Origin of the sequence: Polyangium jinanense, from assembly GCF_028435265.1 — a bacterium.
In the GTDB taxonomy this organism is placed as follows: domain Bacteria; phylum Myxococcota_A; class Polyangia; order Polyangiales; family Polyangiaceae; genus Polyangium; species Polyangium jinanense.
This window is the reverse complement of the sequence record NZ_JAGTJK010000006.1, coordinates 216,560-234,715: the sequence shown is the minus strand read 5'-3', so window position 1 is coordinate 234,715 and position 18,156 is coordinate 216,560. Positions and strand designations below refer to the sequence as shown.

Below are 18,156 nucleotides of genomic sequence, written 5' to 3'. Positions count from 1 at the left end.
AGGACGAGGAGGATCTGCGCGCGCCGGCTCGCCAGCGCGTCCGCATCCTGCTATCGTGGGGCCATCCGCGGGTCGTGACGAGCAGGTGTGAGAGATGTCCGAACATTTCGACGTGATCATCGTGGGGGCAGGGTTATCGGGGATCGGGGCGGCCCACCACCTCACGACCCGATGCCCCGGCAAGACCTTCGCGATCCTCGAGGGGCGCGAGGCCATCGGCGGGACCTGGGACCTTTTCCGTTATCCGGGCATCCGGTCCGACTCCGACATGTACACGCTCGGCTATTCGTTCAAGCCGTGGAAGGAGCGGAAGGCCATCGCGGATGGGCCGTCGATCCTCGCGTACATCCGCGAGACGGCCGAGGAGCTCGCGCTCGAATCGAAGATCCGGTTCGGCTGCCGGGTGAAGCGCGCCACGTGGTCGAGCGAGCGCGCGGCGTGGACGGTGGAGGTCGAGCGCGGCCCGTCGAAGGAGATCGTCCGCTTCACGTGCAATTTTCTTCTCATGTGCAGCGGCTATTACGATTACGAGAAGGGCCATGCCCCTGAATTCGCGGGCATCGAGCGCTTCAAGGGCCGCGTCGTGCACCCGCAATTCTGGACGGAGGACGTGGAATATCGCGGGAAACGCGTGGTCGTGATCGGCAGCGGCGCGACGGCCGTCACGCTCGTGCCGGAGCTCGCGAAGGAGGCCGCGCACGTGGTGATGCTCCAGCGCTCGCCGACGTACGTGGTGTCGCTCCCGTCCCAGGACGCGATCGCGCGCTGGCTTCAGCAGCGGGTCCCTACGCACGTCGCCTACGAGGTCACGCGCTGGAAAAACGTGCTCCTGGGCATGTTCTTTTATCAGCTCGCGCGGCGGAGGCCGGCGAGCGTGAAAAAGCAAATCGTCGACCTCGTGCGAAAAAAACTCGGGCCCGACTATGACGTCGACAAACATTTCACGCCTCGATACAATCCGTGGGATCAGCGCCTTTGCGTCGTGCCGGACGGGGATCTCTTCAAGGCCGTGAAGGCGGGCAGGGCGTCGGTCGTCACCGATCATATCGAGACGTTCACCGAAAAGGGGATCCGGCTCGCGTCCGGGCAGGAGCTCGAAGCGGATCTCGTGGTCATGGCGACGGGGCTCCGGCTCCTCTTCCTCGGCGGCGTGGAGGTCGTGGTGGACGGTCGCCGCGTGGAGCCGTCGAAGCTCCTCAGTTACAAGGGCGTGATGTTCAGCGACGTGCCGAACCTGGCATGCGCGTTCGGGTACACGAATGCGTCGTGGACGCTGAAGGCCGACCTCGTCTCCGAATACGTTTGCCGCTTGCTGAATCACATGGATGCGATCGGCGCGCGCCGGTGCACGCCGCGCCGCAAGGATTCGGACGTGGAGGACTTGCCGCTACTCGACTTCTCGTCGGGTTATGTGCAGCGCTCGGTCCACGCGTTTCCGAGGCAGGGCTCCAAGAAGCCGTGGAAGGTCAACCAGAATTACTTGCTGGACATTGCGGCGTTGCGATTCGGAGAGGTCGACGACGGCACGATGGAGTTTGCTGGGACGAACCCCGCAGGCGCCGAGGTAAGCGCCCGTGCGGGGGCGATTCCCTAGACGCCGTAAACTTTGCGGAGCGCTTCGAGCAGCGCTCGCCCGCGGGGGGCGCCGAGCCCGGTGCAGGCGTTCCAGCCCGCTTCCGGCGACGCGGCATACCCGCCGTTGTTGCCGGCGACGATGGGGCGGAAGACGTTCGCCCCTTCTTCGAGTTGCAATCGATAGAGCAGCGGATTGAGGAACCCGAGGCGTCTCCCCACGCCCTGGCAGAGGCGGGCGACGAGCGCCGCGAGGAGGGGCGTGGACGCGCTCGTGCCGCCGCCGTAGCGATACGCGCCGTCCACGAAGATGCGATATCCTTCGAAGAAGTCGGCGTGGGCTGCGACGTCGGGGCAGCCGCGGCCGGCGAACGTGCTCGCGGGCTCGGTGAAGACCCAGTCGCGGAACGTGGCAAAGGTCCGGGCGGGGACGGCGGCGTGTGCCTGCCATTCGGGGCACTCGAAATAACGGCTCACGCCGCCGCTGCTGCTGCCGAGGTTGGCGATCCTGCCGGCATTGCCGTAAGCGAGGAACATGGTGTCGGCGAGGCGATTCCACACCACCTCGTCCTTCCGGGCGCCCTGCTCGTCGAGGATCAGTGTTGTGCCGCCGCAGCAAAGGACCCAGGGGCTGGAGCCGGGGAAATAGACCAGCGAGGGGGCCGAAAACATGCCCTGCGCCATGGGGAAAATGGATCCGGAGTCGCCCGAAGGAAGGCAAACCGTGATTCCCAGGATGGCGGCGATGACGAACAGTTCGTTGATGCGTGTGGCTTCGGCCCGGGTCCACACGCCGGGTAGATCCTCGGGGAGCCCCGCGCTGAGCGTGAGCACGGAGGGCCGGTTCACCGTATCGAAGAGCGCGGTGTTGAAGAGCTGGAAATAGGTGTAGCTCGTGGTGTCGTCGTTTCCGCGCGCGTCCGAGAAATAAACCACGGGCCGGACGCCGGGCGCGCAGGAGAAGGCGATCTGCGCGTCCATGCTGACCTCGTAATTGGCCCAGGCGTCGTGCCCGGTCGCCCAGCGGTTGGGCCCCACGGTGACGATGTCCGGCACGCGCATGCCCAGGCCTTCGAAAAAGACCTGCATGTCGTCCGGGGAGATGCCGCCATAAAGCGCGAGCACACCGAGGCAGACGCCTTCCCCCGTGAGCTCGTCCGGGAAATCGTAAGCTTTCGCGAAGCGGGGCGGCGGGTGAAATCGCCAGGGTTTGTCAGGAGCGTCGGCAGGGGGAGCGGGAGCGACCTCGACGCGCCTTCGAGGCGGCGGGATGGCGTCCACGACGGGCGCGTGGCGGGGCAGGAAAACCCAGAGGATCACGCCTTCGAGGTTCGCCGGGACGGAGAGGGGCGCGTCGTGGGTGATGTCGACTTCCCCCTTGTAGGCATGACGTTTCAGCTTCACGCCGAATGCCGCCTCGAAAGCTCTCGCGGCTGCGCGGAGCGTCACCGACCGCGCAGCGTGATGGATGTCGACCACCGAAAGATCATGCGCACGGGCAAACGCATCGACCCGCGCGAGGTCCTCCGCGTTCGCTGCATAGGTGGCCGCATAACGCTCGTGCGACCAGGGCTCCCGCGTCCGGACCACGTTCCAGGCTGTCTCCACGAGTGGCGGAGAGCCTTCCGGGGTGCGGAGCCAAAGCACGGCGGTCACGATTTCGTCGGGGGCGACGTCGCCCTGAAGGACAGCACCGAACAGGGGCGGCCGGGCGCTGCCCTCGATGTCGACACGATCGCGGGTCATGCCTCGTCTCCCTCGGGGCGGCTGCCGAGCACCAGCTCGCCCACGGTCGTCTCCGCGTAATAATTGGTGCCGGCGGCCTTGCAGAAGAGGTCCGAATCTCCCCGACCGACGCCGCTGCAGGCGAGGTCCATCGCGGTCGCGACCAGGTAAAACGTCTGGTAAAGCACGCCCGCGTTCTTGAGGGTGACCGAATAAGAAATGCCCTCGTAGCTCCAGGACACGCGCTGGAATCGGCTGGCGAGGCAGAGGAGCACCTGCGGCAATTCGGTGCGGCAGGTCGCGAACGCGGCGCCCGTGAGCAGGGCCGTGACCTCGGGCGTGCGGCCCTGGATGCGGGAGAGGGTGTGCGCGTCGGGGTCGTAATGGTAGAGGCCCGCGGAAAGGCCACGGCAGCGATCGACGGCGAGGTAGATCTCGAGGTCGTGGCAGGCGCCGCCGGAGGGGGAGGGGCGCAAGGTGAAGTCGTAGGCGCATTCGGGCGTCGCGGCGACATGCGCGCAGACCCGCGCCGACCGATAGAGGAGCTCGCCGAGCTGCTCGATCGAAATGGGCTCGCGCCCCTGCGCGTACACGCTGCGCCTGCCCTCGAGCACGGCCGTGAAGGGGCGGTCGCTCGTGCGGAGCGCGTCGAGGTCCGGGCGGTAAAGCGCAATCGGAGGATCGGCGGTGGTGCGAGGCGGCCGCAGGGCGGGCGGCGGCGGGACGCGATCACGAAAGGGATACGTCTTGCCGCAAGGCCCCAAATGGCGGCCGGGGCGGCTGCGCGCGTGGAAAAGTAGGTCGTGGAAGGACCAGCTCGCGAGCTCGAATGCCTGCTCTTCCTCGGTGCCCCCCGCATCCTCGGCCGGGATCACGAATCCGGCTGCGATCAGCAGGCCGACGAGGGTGGTCATGGCCTCGGAACTCGCTCCGGGCACGGCGAGTGCCGCGGGCGCGGTCGGGCGGGCGAGCGCGAAGCAAAGGGCGGCGGTCCGGGCGTCTTCGATGCGCAGGAGCGCATGACAGCGGGGCGATTCCAGCACGAGGCCTTCCCCGACGCGACGCTGATATGCGAAGCGGGAGAGCACGTAACGGCGCTCGGAGGTGATGGCCCCGCTGCCCAGCGAAAACCAGGGCGAGATCGGTTGCAGCACCGCGATCGTGGTATTTCCGTCACGCACGGCATAAGCGAGCAGCGCGAGCTGCTCCAGGCGGCGGAGGTGGTGGAGCAACGTCGCCACCACGAGGGGGCCGTCCTCTGCGGCGACACCTTCGGCCAGCGCCTCGATCGTGGGGTCCTCGGCGCCGAGGCGCTCGAACGCGGCGAGCAATGCCTGCGGCAGCGCCCCGAGCGGGATCGGGGGGAACGAGGGCGAGGTCAACCGAGCGGCGCCGCCCTCGTCTCGGCTCCAGTTGACCCCTTCGCGGAAGCGGAGACCGAGCCGTCTGCGCCAGGGTTCCATCATGGCAACGTCACCTCCGCGGCACGTACTAGATGAACATCGGGTGGGGATTCATGGATTCCTCGGGCAGAGGCGCTTCGAGCCGGCCCATGGAGACGGGCACGTCGTAAAGTCGGCCCGGGCCGAAGCGGGCCCAGAAATGGCGGAGCCCCGGCACGATCACTTTGACCACCACGAGGCCTGTGTCGGGCCGGGTTTGATCGAGCACCAGGGTTTCGAGCCCGTGGTCGCGGGCGCGTTCCACGCAAAACTCCACGGCCTCCCGGAGGTCCTCGCCGACGGGCAGCGCGAAATCACGCGGTGTGCGAGGAGGAGCGGCGCTCGGTTGCAAATAAGGCTCGGAGTCCAGGGTGGCCTGTCGCAACCAATCGACGATGAGCCCGCCCGGCGAGGGTTTGCCCGCGTCGCCCGTGAAGGCAAACGGAATGAGCTGGTTGTGCTCGGTGACTGCACGGAGCAAGGCCAGCCGCGCGTCGAGGTGCGCGCCGAAGCCAAACATGATGGCTGGAAATGGCCCATCGAGCCGTCGTGAAATCGCCGCGAACGTGGGAATACCGAGGTCACTCGTCAGGTCGAGGGCCCAGAGCTCGCGCCCTCGGGCGCGCCAGTGCAGGGCGGTGTCGAGCAGATAAGGCTCCTCGAAGCTCCCGAGGTCCACCCCCGGCACGCGCAGGCGGTTGTACCACCAGAGCGCGACCGCGTCGCGCTCCACGAGCTCCAAAAACCCCTGCAGTACGGCCTCGGTGCGCGTGTTGCCAGCGGCGCTTCCATTCGAATCCGCCCGCGTGAACAGGCGGCTCTCGCGGAGTGGATAGAAGTAATAACAGTATCCCGTGGGCACGAAGCGCCGCCGCTTCTCAGTCAAGGACCATACCGGGCTCCATTCGATCGCCTGCGCGGGATCGAAAGGCTCGGGGACCCACGTGCACACCTCGCCGTGTCGATTCCACCGCGCGCGCTCGGCATATTGACGCGCGCTGTACCCCATCAAGACGACCGGGTCGATGGCCTCCTCGCCGAGGTCCGCCTTTTCCGCGCGGACGCGCGCCTCGTCGCCTTGGAAGACGCCTGCGTATCGCTCGATCGATTCGCAGATCGCGCCGGTCTTCGCCTGGATGTCTGTCCGGCCTTTGCCCCCGGAATAGCTGCGCAGGCTGCTGCGGAGCGACGAGAGGTCATGTGCCATCTGGGCGAAGTTATGGTCGGTCGAATACGAGAAGACGAGCCGAGGGTCGTCCTCGGGGCGCACGGTGCATTGCAGGCGGCTCACGATGCCCGTCACGGGGCTCAGGTGATGCGCGAGCCGCTCGTAGGTGTCCTCGGGCGTCGCTTGCCGGAATCCGCCGTCGGCCGAGAACGCGCGGGGCGTGGGTTCGAGGACGACAGGGGATGTTTGTCCCAGCGAAACAATTTTACGATCCCCACACGCCGGGCACTGCGGGCGCCGCACGAGGATATGCGTGCGGCTCTCGAATGTGGTCGTGTCGAGCGTGACGACGCGCCCCTCGAGGGCCGGAATCCCGCCCAGAGCGGCCCAGCGCGCGACGGCGGTGGCCATTGTCGAGGCGAAGGCGCGGCGCGTGGAGGGGAGCGCGGCGAGGGCCGGCGGATGAACGGGTTTGGCCGTGCGGCGCTCCAGATATCGCTCGACCCGGCGATGCCCCTCGAGGCGATGCGCGAGGCAGCGCCAGCATCCCGTCTTGCCCGGAATGAAAAGCGGCCCGAGCCATCCATCGCTGCCGGCCGGTCGAGCGAGGAGCCAGGGCGTTCCACGTTCGAGCTGGGCCCGATTCCAGGCGTCGAGCTCGGGGCGCAGGTAATCGTCGACGATGACGATGTGCAGATCCCCGTCGGGGCCCGTTTGCAGGGAGAGCTCGGCGAGGGCCTCGGTGAGCGCGCTCGTATCGACGTCACCCATGGGGACGAGGACGGCGCGTGCCCGGCGCAGGCGCTCCTGGGCCTGCGCGGGCGTGACGCCGAGCGCCTCCCAAAAGGCGGCCTCCGCGCGAGGCATCTCCGCCTCGTCGTTCGTGACGAACCCGCCTTTGCGGAGCATGGTGATGGCATAAAAAACCTCGGCGGGCGAGGCGTGCGGCTCCAGGCGCTCGCAGATCTCCTGTTCGGTGAGCGTCCCGCTCAGGAGAGGAGCCAGCACCTGATAGGTTCGGCCGTGGAGCACGTGGCTGCCGCCCTCCCAGAGGAGGTAGACGCCTTCGCCCTCGAGGATCTCGATGCGATAGGAATGCTTGAAACGTGGGCGCGTGCGCATGTGCGGTCGGTCGGCGGCCGCCTTGGTTCAGTTGCCCTTCACGCTCGTATGCATGTCCCCCGCGGTCGCGGTCCCCGTCCCCGTCGCGCTGCCGGTCGCCGTCCCGGGCGCTGGCCCGGGCCCCATTCCCAGCGTGAGCGCCTCAATGTCGAGATCCGCCGGCGGCAGTGGCAAGTCCATCGGCAGCGCGAGGTCGTGCTCGATCTCCAGGCCAAACTGCTCTTTTGCGAAGAGCTTGATCGCGCCTGCCGGATCCTGCTCGAGCTGTTTGCGGAACGATGCCTCCGTCCAGGCATGCGCCACGAGAAACCCCCACTGCACCTTGTCGAGCGTATGCGGCTTTTCCATGATGCACCTCGAAACACTGTACATCAGCACATATTCGCTTCTCTCGCCAGCGGAGATCGCAACAGGAGCGTTTTCGCGTCGAGGTTCGTCCGAGCTTCCGTAAAGGAACGTTTTGTTCACCGCGTGCGGGCACGACGCATCGCCCGGGCGATGCCCGTTTGCAGGGTGCTGTGCGTCCCGATTCCAGAGAGGTCGATCCCCATCGAGACGAGCGTCTGCGCCACCTCGGGACGGATGCCCGTGAGCATCGGCTCGGCCCCGAGCAGCGCGACCGAACGCGCGGCGCGCACGAGCGCGTCGGCGACCTCGGCGTCGACCTGCGGGACGCCCGTGATATCGAGGATCGCCACGCTCGCCCCGCTCCGCGCCATGCCGTCGAGGAGTACGGTGATCGCCCGCTGCGCGCGCGCCGGATCGATGTCCCCGACGAGCGGCATGACCATCACCGTTTCACTCACGGGGATGAGCGGCGTGGAGAGCTCGAGGAGCGTCGCCTCTTTCGCGCGGAGCGCCTCCTGTTGAAGGAGGGCGTCGGCACGCTCCTGGTCCGCGCGTACGGCGGCCGTGACGTCCAGGATGATCCCGCGCAGCCCCACCATGCGTCCGTCGTCCTCGCGCACGCACACTGTCTGGGCTTCGATCCAGAGGACCCCGCCGTCGCGGCGGACCCAGCGGAATCGAAGGACCGAGCGGCCGTTTTGTTCGAGGATCTGGTTGCCGGCGCGCACGTAGTCCCTGTCCTCCGGGTGCGCGAGGTCGGACCAGAGGTTCGGCTGCGCGAGCCACTCTTCCTGTGTGTAGCCGGTGATGTCGCGGATCTGCCGGCTCACATAACCGACGCGCCCGCGGCTCGGATCCTCGACGAACCAGCTTTCCCAGACCGCCCCGGGCACGCAGTCGATGAGGTCCCGGAGCATGCTGCCGCGCATCTCGGCCTCATGCAGACGCGCCCGCAGCGCCGCCACCTCGGAACGAAGCGCCTCGGCGTTCAGTGCTTGCTCTTCCATGGTATTTCTCCCTCGGCCCGTGCGCCGCAGAAGCGACGCGCTTGCACGAGCCCTCCCCCGGGGCGATGATACCGCCAATCCGGGCGCTGCTTCAATCCTCCGTCAATCGGGGTGCGGAGAGGCCGCTCGTGCTGTACATATGAATGGGGAACGTCGGGTCATGTGCGTGCGCTGAGGGGTCCCGGGCAGCGTTCGCGCCCGATGAACGCCGAGACGATGTACGTGCGCTCACTGCATACGGGTGGTATTGCGTGATACCACACGGGAGCGGTCTGGAGATATCCTCGCCGTCCCGCGGACCCATTGCAACGATCGGGCCGAGGGCTGACGCCGAGCCGATCACCGCGTGGTGCGGCATTGCCTCATCACGCTCGCGCGCATTCGATCCGTCGCCTCCTTGTACGAGAGCAGCTCCTGCACCTCCCGGCTCGCGGGATGGGCGAGCATGTACCCCTCGACCTCCTCGTACGCGAGTAGCTCCCGCGCCACGCTCGCCGCAGAGGACACCGCGCCTTCGTAGGTATCCTGAACCTCTCGATACGCCTCGTCCTCGTCGTACTGGCGTGAATGCCACAGGTTCGCCGTGAGCTGCGCGGCGATGATGACGCGCAGCCCGACATCGGTCGCGGCGACGGCGCGGGCGACGTCGTCCACGCGGTTTTTCCACGGATGCGTGGCGAGCGTCGCGAGCGCGCGCCGGAGCGCGCCGTCCAGGTCCTCCAGTCGATCTTCCGGTGCTTTCATGGGCTCTCGATTGCCATTGTGCCCGGCACGCCCGGGCTCGACAAGCGAGGCGGGAGGTCCGAACCGAGGAGGACCGCGAGGCGCACCGACTGCGCGGCGGCGCATTTTTCGCGCCTGGTCGGCCGCGTCCTTTCGCGAGGAGCCGCGCGAACGCGTCTGGTCACGGTCTTGCTAGCGCTTCGCCGCCGAGGACCCCATGAACACGAAGAACCCCACCGCCTCGGACTACATGACCCGGAGCCCCCACGCGATCGGCTTCGATCAGACGCTCGTGCAGGCGCACAAGCTCATGCGCGAGCATCACATCCGGCACCTGCCCGTCCTCCGGGGCGGGAAGCTCGTCGGAATGCTCTCCGAGCGGGATCTCGCGTTCGTCGAGGCGCTCCGCGACGTGGATCCGCAAAAGCTCCGCGTCGAGGAGGCCATGACGCCGCTGCCGTTCACGGTCGCGCCGGACGCCCCGCTCGCGGGTGTGGCGCGCGAGATGGCAGAGCACCGCTACGGCGCCGCCGTCGTGATGAGGGAGGGACACGTCATGGGTGTCTTCACGACGACCGACGCACTGCGGGCCCTCGCGGACGCGCTCGACGGGAAAGGATGACGGCGTCCGCTGCGCATCCAGCGCATTTCGGAGGTGACGTGATGACGAGAGAAAGGCCGCCCGAGATCGAGGACGAGATCAGCGAGCTCGTCGCCGGTGTGATGCCGGGCGCGGCCGTCTTGCGGGTCTCTCGCCTCGGCCCCGACGAGGACGACGACGGCGGCGCGACGGGCAAGGCCATCGGATATGGCGTGCCCTTGCGAATCCGGGTGCGCCGGCCCGACGGCGCGGAGAGCGACCTCTGCCTGCACACGGCCGGTCCGGACGAATTCGGGCACGACCGGCGCGCGGACCGAGCCGCGAACATGCTGCTCGCCTTCGATACGTTCCCAAAGATCCCGCGACACGTGCGCGCGCTCGACGTCGGCGCGGTCCTCGACGACGGCCGCCTCGCGTCGTTGCGCCGGAGCGGCGAGTTTTACCTCGTCACCGAATACGTCGAGGGCCACGTCTATGCGGATGATCTTCGGCGGATCGCCCGCGAGCGCGTCCTCACGGATCGGGACGTCGCGCGTTGCGAGGCGCTCGCGCGGCTCTGCGCGGAGGTGCACGCGGTTCGTCAGGACGGACCCGCGACGTACCGGCGCGCGATCCGGGACCTCCTCGGGCACGGCGAGGGCATTTTCGGGCTCGTCGACGGCTATCCGGACGGCGTGCCGATGGCGCCGCCCGAGCGGCTCCTCGGGATCGAAACGCGGTGCCTCTCGTGGCGGTGGAAGCTCAAGGGTCGCGGCGAGCGCCTGCGCCGCACGCACGGCGATTTCCACCCGTTCAACGTGATCTTCGACCGCGCGGGCGAACCTCGGCTCCTCGACACGAGCCGGGGCTCGGCCGGCGATCCCGCGGACGACGTCACCTGTTTGTCGATCAATTATCTGTTCTTCGCACTCGAGGCCCCGGGCTCCTGGCATGGCGCGTTCCGGACGCTCTGGCGGACGTTTTTCCGGACCTACCTCGACGTGACGGGGGATCGAGAGCTCTTCTCCGTGGCCGCGCCTTTCCTCGCGTGGCGAGCGCTCGTGCTCTGCAATCCGCGCTGGTATCCGTCGATCCACGCGAGCACGCGGGACGCGCTCCTCGGGTTCGTCGAGCGGGTCCTCGACGCGCCGTGGTTCGATCCCGACGAGGCGGAGGGGCTTTTCTCGTGAGCGGCGCGGTCGTGTGGATCACGGGGCTCCCCTCGGCGGGGAAATCGACGCTGGCGGAACGCGCGTTTCGGCGGTTCGTGGCGGAAAACCGGCCGAGCATTCTGCTCGACGGGGACGCGGTGCGCGCGGCGATACGGCCGCCGCCGGGGTATGGCGAGGAGGCGCGAGCCCATTTCTACGAGACGCTCGGGAACCTGGCGGCGATGCTGGCGCAGCAAGGCCACGTGGTGCTCGTGCCGGCGACGGCGCACCTCCGCGTCTTTCGTGAAAAAGCGCGCGCCGTTGCGCCCCGCTTCTTCGAGGTCTACGTCCGCGCACCGGCCGAGCGCTGCGCGGAGCGTGACGCCAAGGGGCTTTATGCCGCGGCGCGCGAGGGCAAGGTTTCGGGGCTGCCCGGCTTCGATCTCCCGTACGAACCGCCCGAGGCGCCCGACGTGGTCGCGCTCGGGGGGCACGACGAGGAGGCGGTGGAGAAAATCGTTCGCCTGTCCGGCTGAGCCCGTTTTCCCGCGCATCGCTGCGCCTGCTCGGCATTTTCGTCGCATTCGACCTGGCAAGCGATCCCCGCGACGGCCCGTCGGCCTTAGAAGCCCGGCGAATGCGCCTCGTGCAGGAAGTCCACGCGCAGATCCGCTCGCTCGAGCGTTTCGTGCCCCTCTTGGGACAGGCTGCGGTCGACGAGGCGCGAACCCTCGCGCGGGGGCTCTCCGAGCAGCTGGCCGGCGGCGTCATCTGGAATGTCAACTCGACCGCCGTGGGCGGCGGCGTCGCGGAAATGCTGCATTCGCTCCTCGGGTACGCGCGGGGCGCGGGGCTCGACGTGCGCTGGTTGACCATCGGCGGCTCGCCCGATTTTTTTCGAATCACGAAGCGATTGCATCACGCTCTCCATGGAGAGCGCGGCGACGGCTCTCCCCTCGACGAGGCCGCGCACGAGGTGTATGCGTCGAACCTCTGCCGCAATGCGGTCGAGCTCCGCGAGCTCGTCCGCCCCGGCGACGTGGTGCTGCTCCACGATCCCCAACCCGCCGGCCTCGCCCCGACGCTCCTCGCGGCGGGCGCGCGCGTTTTGTGGCGGTGCCACATCGGCGCGGACGAAACGAATGAAGACGTCGAGCGCGGCTGGCACTTCTTGGCGCGTTATCTCGATGGCGTGCGGACCATGATCTTTTCTCGCGAGACGTATGTCCCGGCGCGGTATCGTGATGGACGCGCGTCGATCATCCAGCCGAGCATCGACGCTTTCTCGGCGAAAAACATCGATCTCGACGAGCACACCGTCCGCTCGATCCTGGTCCACGTGGGCATCCTCGAAGGGCCTCCGCCGCCGTCGCCTCGTTATGCCTTCGTGCGCAGCGACGACACGCCCGGGCGCGTGGAGCGCTCGGCCGACATCATTCGGCTCGGGCGCGCGTCTGCCTGGGAGACGCCGCTCGTCGTCCAGGTGTCCCGCTGGGATCCGCTGAAGGACATGATCGGCGTGCTTCGTGGTTTTTCGACGATGGTCCACAACCACGCCGCACCCGAGGTCGACCTCGTGCTCGCGGGCCCGAACGTGCGCGCGGTGGCCGACGATCCGGAGGGCCCCGCGGTTTTCGAGGCGGTTTACCGCGCTTTTCTCGAACAGCCGCCGGCCATCCGCGCGCATGTCCACCTCGCGATGCTGCCCACCGCGGACGTCGAGGAGAATGCGGTGATCGTCAATGCGCTGCAGCGCCATGCGGCGATCGTCGTGCAGAAGAGCCTGCACGAAGGCTTTGGCCTGACGGTGACGGAGGCCATGTGGAAGGCGCGCCCCGTCATCGCCAGCGCGGTCGGCGGCATTCAGGATCAGATCGAAGATGGGGTGAGCGGCGTCCTTTTGCGAGATCCGAACGATCTCGACACGTTCGCGGGCGAACTGCACCGGGTCCTTGTGGATCGCGCATTCGCGGAGCGGATCGGCGCCGCGGCGCGCGAGCGCGTGCGGGAGCGATTTCTCGGGGTCCGGCACCTCATCCAGTATGGCGAGATCTTCGGGCGTCTCATCGCTGCGTGAGGGAGTGAAAGGGCTTCCATCGCCTCCTTTCCTTCGATAGTCTCGTCCTCGTCATGCCCTTCGCGTCACGAACCTTTCGCTCGGGTTTTTTTCTGCTGGCATGGATTCCTCTCGCGTGCTCCTCGCCGGGCTCGTCTTCGCCCTCGGGCAGCGGCGGGGAAGGGGGCAGCGGAGGCGTGACCGGGCCCGGTACGGGCGGCGCGGGGATGGGCGGCAGCGGCGGCATGGGCGGAATGACGCCGTCGACGAGCGTGGGGCCTGGCTCGGGGAGCGGCGGGAGCTTGCCGATGCTGCCGTGTGACCCGGGATTCGCGTTCGACAGCAATCCCATCACCTCGCCGATCCTCACGGTTTCGTACACGAATCAAACTCCCTATGCCTACGTCAACATGAAGGTGACCGGGCCGGGGGCGCCCGCCTCGCAATGGGGCGGCGTGGTGGGCTCCGGGCCGTATACGTGGACGTACACCGTGTACGGGTATGATCCCGGAGTCTTGACGTTCACGTTCGTCGAGGGGGAAAACGATGGCAATCCGGGCAACCCCGTGGCGCAATGCCAGGTCGAGGCGCTCATCGAGGGCAGCTCGAATCCGGGATCGAGCGGCAGCGGCGGCGGGGGGCAAGCGAGCTGCGCCGATCTGGCAGCAGCCCATGGGTGGCCCGGCGGCACGTACACCTGCGACGACGGCACCAAGAACTGGTGCGCGGGCACGGGCACGCCGACGAAGGATTGCGTGCGCTGCTGCAGCCCGTCGTGCGGCGTGCTCGCGGGGCTCTACAATTCGAGCGCGAGTTGCGACGACGGGAACAACGGCGCTTGCAAGGGCTCGGGCGTCATCACGTGGGATTGCAAGGCCGGGTGTTGCGGCCCCGGAATCCCGAACTCGCAGCCGCCGAGCGGCGGAGCCTTCGGATACCCCGTGGGCGACAAGAGCACGAGCCCCGCGGGCGGCGCCGGATGGCAGGTCTGGCAGGTCCTCGGGCATTACTGGGACGTCTACGGCGGCGCGCATCTCGCCGAGGACATCGGCAAGGCCGGCGCCGCGAACGCGCCCGTCTATTCGGTGGCGGACGGGGTCGTGCTGGTCTCCGCGCCGAACGGGAGCTCGTACGTGAACGTGATCCTCGTGCAGCACCCGATGCCGGACGGAACGAGCGTGTGCTCCTTCTATGGGCATCTCGCCACGCGCACGGTATCCCCCGGACAAACCGTCCAGCGTGGGGATCAGATCGGCACCGTCCTCGACCAGGGCTCGAACTCCCACCTGCATTACTTCATCGCGCCGAAGAACCTCTGCGACAAGATCGCGGGCCTGAACGGCGCAGGCGCCTGCGGATACGATGGATCCGGCGGCGTCCCGGGGCTCGGGCACGCCGATCTCGCGAACGCGCCGGAATCGTACACGGCCTCGGGGACGAACAACGGGTGCAGCCTGAACGGCTACCAGATCTTGGCCCCGCACGATTTCATCGACGCCCACCACTTCTGAGATGGTTCGCTCGGGCAAACCGACCGCGGCGCGCTCGGCGTCCGAGAGGCACGGAAGCGCCGCGTCGTCGAAGACCAGGTGATACGAGGCGTCCGACCAGACGAGCTTGATCGGACCCGTCCGCGGGGGACATACGCGTGGAGCCGCGGAGGCTTCCGGCGGCGCCGTCGGGGCGCTCATGGCGCTCGTTGCAGCGGCAGGCGGAGACGGCGCGGACGGAGGTGGCGGGGGTGTGGTTCGGTCACACGCCGCCGCGACCAGGACGACAGCGAGGAGGCATTTCGCGGGATACGAGCTCGCTTCCATGCGTCCACCGCATTTTGCCACGAGCCGCCGCGCGAAGGCACAGGCGTGTCCCGGGCTCAAGAGATTTCGACCGTCCCGCGCCTGGGCCGCGCCGCGTCAGGAAATGCCTCATGGCGATGTTGGTGAGGACACTTCGGCGCGTCGTGAACGGTGAGATGGTCAAGACACCGACGGTGCGGAATTGCCCATTTTTACCTTCTCCGGCGTCGCCGGGAGACTATGATAGGAAATAGTATTCCTTCATTTTATGTGAAGGAAGAAAGAGGGCAATACGATGGCTTTTTTGCGCAGAAGAATTGTGACGAGCACGGCGTGGCTTGGCGCGTTGCTGTTGCTCGTGGGGCCGGGGTGCGCGGGGAGTGGGAGCCCGGGCGAGGAGGAGAAGACCGCCGAGGACGGGGCGCCGATCAAGCAGGCGCCGTCGTTCCTGACGGCGGATGATTTCCCCGAAATTTACTGGGGCGAAGAGGAAGAGGAAGAAGAGGAGGAAGAAGAGGAGGAAGAAGAAGAGGACGATCGCGAGCTCGAAGAGGGCGATATCTACCGCGTGATGGGCGGCGGTCGCCTGCTCAACCTGAACCGCTACCGCGGCCTTCAGGTCGTCGACTACAGCGACATCACGAACCCGCAGATCATCGGCAAGTTGCCCGTCTCCGGCACGCCCGTCGAGATGTACGTCGACGGGAACCGCGCGGTGGTGCTGATGAACGAGTGGTACGGATACAAGGCCGATCCCGGCAAGCTCGCAGCACGCGAGCGCGCGGGCGGGCTCGTGGCCCTCGTCGACATCAGTGATCCCACGGCCCCGACGCTGATCTCCGAGTACAACGTGCCCGGTAGGATCACGACGAGCCGCTACGCGAACGGCTCGTCAAAGGACTCGCTCTACATCGCCGCCGTGAAGAACGGCTGGGTCAACGAGAACGGCTACTGGGAGTACAGAAACGAGAGCGTGGTCAAGAGTTTCGACGTCATGAGTACGAGCATGACGCCGAAGACCGAGCTCCTGCTCGGCGGCGACGTGACCGCGATCCAGGGCGAAGGAAACGTACTCCTCGTGGCGCGTCGCCTCTCGAACTGGCCGCCGACGAGCAATGTCTCGATCGTCGACATCTCGGACATCAACGGCTCGATGGCGCTGCGCGGCACGGTCGCCTCGAGCGGCTACGTCCGCACGCAGTTCCACATGGACTTCCGCAACGACCAGCTCCGGGTCTTCTCGGGTCCGCTGTGGGGCGGTTGGAACGAGCAGAGTTATCTGCAGACATGGAACGCGACGAACAAGGACAACCCCATCCCCGTCGCGAACGAGGCGTTCGGCGTGAACGAGCGGCTCTACGGCGCCGTGTTCATGAACGATAAGGCATTCGCGGTCACGTACCGGCAAACGGATCCGTTCCACAGTTTCTCGATCGATCCGAATGGCAACGTCACCGAGGAGAGCGAGTTCATCGTCTCGGGCTGGAACGATTACCTCCGGCCGCTGGCGGGTGGCACGCGGCTCATCGGCATCGGCGTGAACGATCAGAATGGCCGCAAGATGGCGGCGAGCCTCTACGACATCACGAACCTCCAGAACCCGAACCCGCTGCTCGACCGCGCCGAGACCGACGCGAGCAGCGGCACCTGGAACTACTCCGAGGCCCAGTGGGATCACCGCGCATTCAAGATCCTCGAGAACGCGGTGAACGTGCAGGCGGACACGGGTGAGGTCGAGACGGGCCTCATCATGCTGCCCTTCACGGGCTACAAGTACGAGAACAACACGTACACCTACCGCTCGGCGGTGCAGCTCTTCACGTTCTCGAATACCACGGTCACGCGCCGCGGGACGCTGGATCACGTGGACAGCGTGCGCCGCTCGACCCTCCTGGACGGGACGAACAACAGTGCGGTCATCTCCGAGACGGTGCTCTCGTTCCACGACCAGACGAACGTCGACGACCCCGAGAAGATCTCGCAGATGGACCTCGCGCCCGATTACGCGAAGATCCTCCCGTGGGGGGATTACCGTGTGCGCATCCGGCACCCCGAGGGGTATCACTACTGGTACAACAACACGGCGAACGCGCGGGCGGAGATCATTCCGAACGACGAGCACGCGGACCTCGCCGAGCCGGTCGCGACCTTCGAGCTCCCCCTCTCCACGGGCTATTACAAGGTCGGGAACTACCTGGTCAGCTCGAAGACGCGGTGGCTGTGGCCGAACTACGAGACGACGATCAAGATCTTCGACCTGACCGACCCTGTGCATCCGCAAGAGAAGGGCACGCTCGTCACGAATGAGCTGACGCCGACGAACTACTACAACACCAACCTTCACTTGACCGACAACGCGCTCATCTATCAGCAGAACAACTACGGCTACGAGTACCTCGGCCTCTACCAGGGGCGCAGCGCGTCGCTTCTCGGGGTCAATACGTGGTGCGACAGCACCTCGGATGGCTGCAAGTACATCACGGGTCAGCGCGCCTGCCAGACGCCCGACGGCCAGCAGGAGTACTGCGCCGGTGGGTTCGCCGAATGCACGATTCACGTCGGCGCCGAGACCACCTGCGTGCCCATCCCCTGGAGCACGCTCGAGCCGAATGCATACTGGTACGAGTACGAGGGCGAAGGGTGGCGTTACCCGACGTACGCCTCGTTCAAGATCGTCGATCTGTCGGATCCGACGAATCCGAAGGTCGTCCCGAACCCGATCACGTTCGCGTCGCCGGATCGGTACGCGGACGCACGCACGAATGGCAACGAGCTCCTCGTCACGGTCAAGAACGCCGCGACGGCACCGGGGGACAACCGCCCGTACACGAAGAACTTTCTCAAGCGTTATGACCTGACGAACCCGTCGGCGCCCGTCCTCGTGTCGAGCACCAACATCCCCGGCCAACCCGTCGACGCCTACGACAACCGGCTCTTCATCCGCGATCGCCAATGGGGCGGTAGCTGGCACGAGGAGGGCGTCGGCCGGGTCAAGCTCACGGGCAACGGCGCGAAGCTCGAGAAGTACAGGAAGCTCGAGGGCAGGTACGTCACCATGATGCTGGTCGACAGCCACGAGCAGCCCGTCGTCAGCTCCCGCTCGACCTGGACCTATGGCACGGCCTCCGTCGCGGTCCTGGATCCCCAGAACGGCAACCAGCCCGGGTTCAACCTCCTGGCGAACTTGACGCTCGACAACAGCATGTCGCTCATCGGCGTCGACGAACACCGCTGGTACTTGTACGTCGCCGGCGGCACGCTGGTGGTCGATGCGAACGACCCCACGGCGATCAAGGCGCAGGCGTTCTTCCCGATCTATTACTGGAACAGCCGGCCCGTCGTCCATAACGGCCAGATCCTGGCCGCGGGCGGGCGGTTCGGCATCTACCAGATCGGCGAGGACGAGTCGAACCTGCTCCAGGACGACTGAGGTTCGATTCCCCGCCTTTGATGGAGGCCCGGCGCG

At 67.0% G+C, this 18,156-nt stretch carries 13 protein-coding genes; 7 read left to right on the top strand and 6 right to left on the bottom strand.

The genetic code is table 11. From position 1 onward, the window contains the following. Positions 1-94 precede the first annotated feature (94 nt). A complete protein-coding gene (locus KEG38_RS15950; protein ID WP_272420318.1) occupies positions 95-1,594 on the top strand; it encodes a flavin-containing monooxygenase in 1,500 nt (499 codons plus the stop codon). On the opposite strand, the gene KEG38_RS15945 is transcribed toward KEG38_RS15950, so the two are convergent. The 6 genes from KEG38_RS15945 to KEG38_RS15920 all read right to left on the bottom strand — a co-directional run bounded on the left by KEG38_RS15945 (position 1,591) and on the right by KEG38_RS15920 (position 9,128). Then, positions 1,591-3,318 (bottom strand): S53 family peptidase, encoded by a 1,728-nt coding sequence (locus KEG38_RS15945; protein ID WP_272420317.1) that lies wholly within the window; start codon positions 3,316-3,318, stop codon positions 1,591-1,593. The genes KEG38_RS15950 and KEG38_RS15945 overlap by 4 nt on opposite strands. After that, complete coding sequence (locus KEG38_RS15940; RefSeq protein ID WP_272420316.1) at positions 3,315-4,763, bottom strand: SagB family peptide dehydrogenase; 1,449 nt, start codon at positions 4,761-4,763, stop codon at positions 3,315-3,317. Before KEG38_RS15940 ends, KEG38_RS15945 begins: the two co-directional genes overlap by 4 nt. Positions 4,764-4,788: 25 nt before the next feature. Next, on the bottom strand, positions 4,789-7,029 hold the full coding sequence (locus KEG38_RS15935; protein ID WP_272420315.1) for a TOMM precursor leader peptide-binding protein: 2,241 nt from the start codon (positions 7,027-7,029) through the stop codon (positions 4,789-4,791). Positions 7,030-7,056: 27 nt separating this feature from the next. Further along, entirely contained in the window at positions 7,057-7,377 is a 321-nt protein-coding gene (locus KEG38_RS15930) for a hypothetical protein (RefSeq protein ID WP_272420314.1), read from the bottom strand. 116 nt (positions 7,378-7,493) lie between these two features. Continuing rightward, positions 7,494-8,384: a PAS domain-containing protein gene (locus tag KEG38_RS15925; protein WP_272420313.1), complete on the bottom strand. Its 891-nt coding sequence runs from the start codon at positions 8,382-8,384 to the stop codon at positions 7,494-7,496. A 339-nt stretch (positions 8,385-8,723) separates the two neighbouring features. Beyond that, positions 8,724-9,128, bottom strand: coding sequence for a hypothetical protein (locus KEG38_RS15920; protein ID WP_272420312.1), 405 nt, complete (start codon positions 9,126-9,128; stop codon positions 8,724-8,726). A 196-nt stretch (positions 9,129-9,324) separates the two neighbouring features. Here KEG38_RS15920 and KEG38_RS15915 point away from each other — a divergent pair, with 196 nt between their 5' ends. From KEG38_RS15915 to KEG38_RS15890, 6 genes are all read left to right on the top strand, one after another. Then, positions 9,325-9,729 (top strand): CBS domain-containing protein, encoded by a 405-nt coding sequence (locus tag KEG38_RS15915; RefSeq protein WP_272420311.1) that lies wholly within the window; start codon positions 9,325-9,327, stop codon positions 9,727-9,729. Between the two features lie 41 nt (positions 9,730-9,770). Next, positions 9,771-10,877 carry an aminoglycoside phosphotransferase family protein gene (locus KEG38_RS15910; RefSeq protein ID WP_272420310.1) on the top strand — a complete coding sequence of 369 codons (1,107 nt, stop codon included), beginning with the start codon at positions 9,771-9,773 and terminating at the stop codon, positions 10,875-10,877. Next, the gene (locus tag KEG38_RS15905) at positions 10,874-11,374 is read left to right on the top strand and encodes an adenylyl-sulfate kinase (protein ID WP_272420309.1); all 501 of its coding nucleotides are present in this window, start codon (positions 10,874-10,876) and stop codon (positions 11,372-11,374) included. The genes KEG38_RS15910 and KEG38_RS15905 overlap by 4 nt, the downstream gene beginning before the upstream one ends. A gap of 101 nt (positions 11,375-11,475) precedes the next feature. Then, complete coding sequence (locus KEG38_RS15900) at positions 11,476-12,915, top strand: glycosyltransferase (RefSeq protein WP_272420308.1); 1,440 nt, start codon at positions 11,476-11,478, stop codon at positions 12,913-12,915. Between the two features lie 176 nt (positions 12,916-13,091). Next, positions 13,092-14,405: a M23 family metallopeptidase gene (locus KEG38_RS15895; protein WP_272420307.1), complete on the top strand. Its 1,314-nt coding sequence runs from the start codon at positions 13,092-13,094 to the stop codon at positions 14,403-14,405. A 589-nt stretch (positions 14,406-14,994) separates the two neighbouring features. Continuing rightward, positions 14,995-18,120, top strand: coding sequence for a beta-propeller domain-containing protein (locus KEG38_RS15890; protein ID WP_272420306.1), 3,126 nt, complete (start codon positions 14,995-14,997; stop codon positions 18,118-18,120). Positions 18,121-18,156 lie beyond the last annotated feature (36 nt).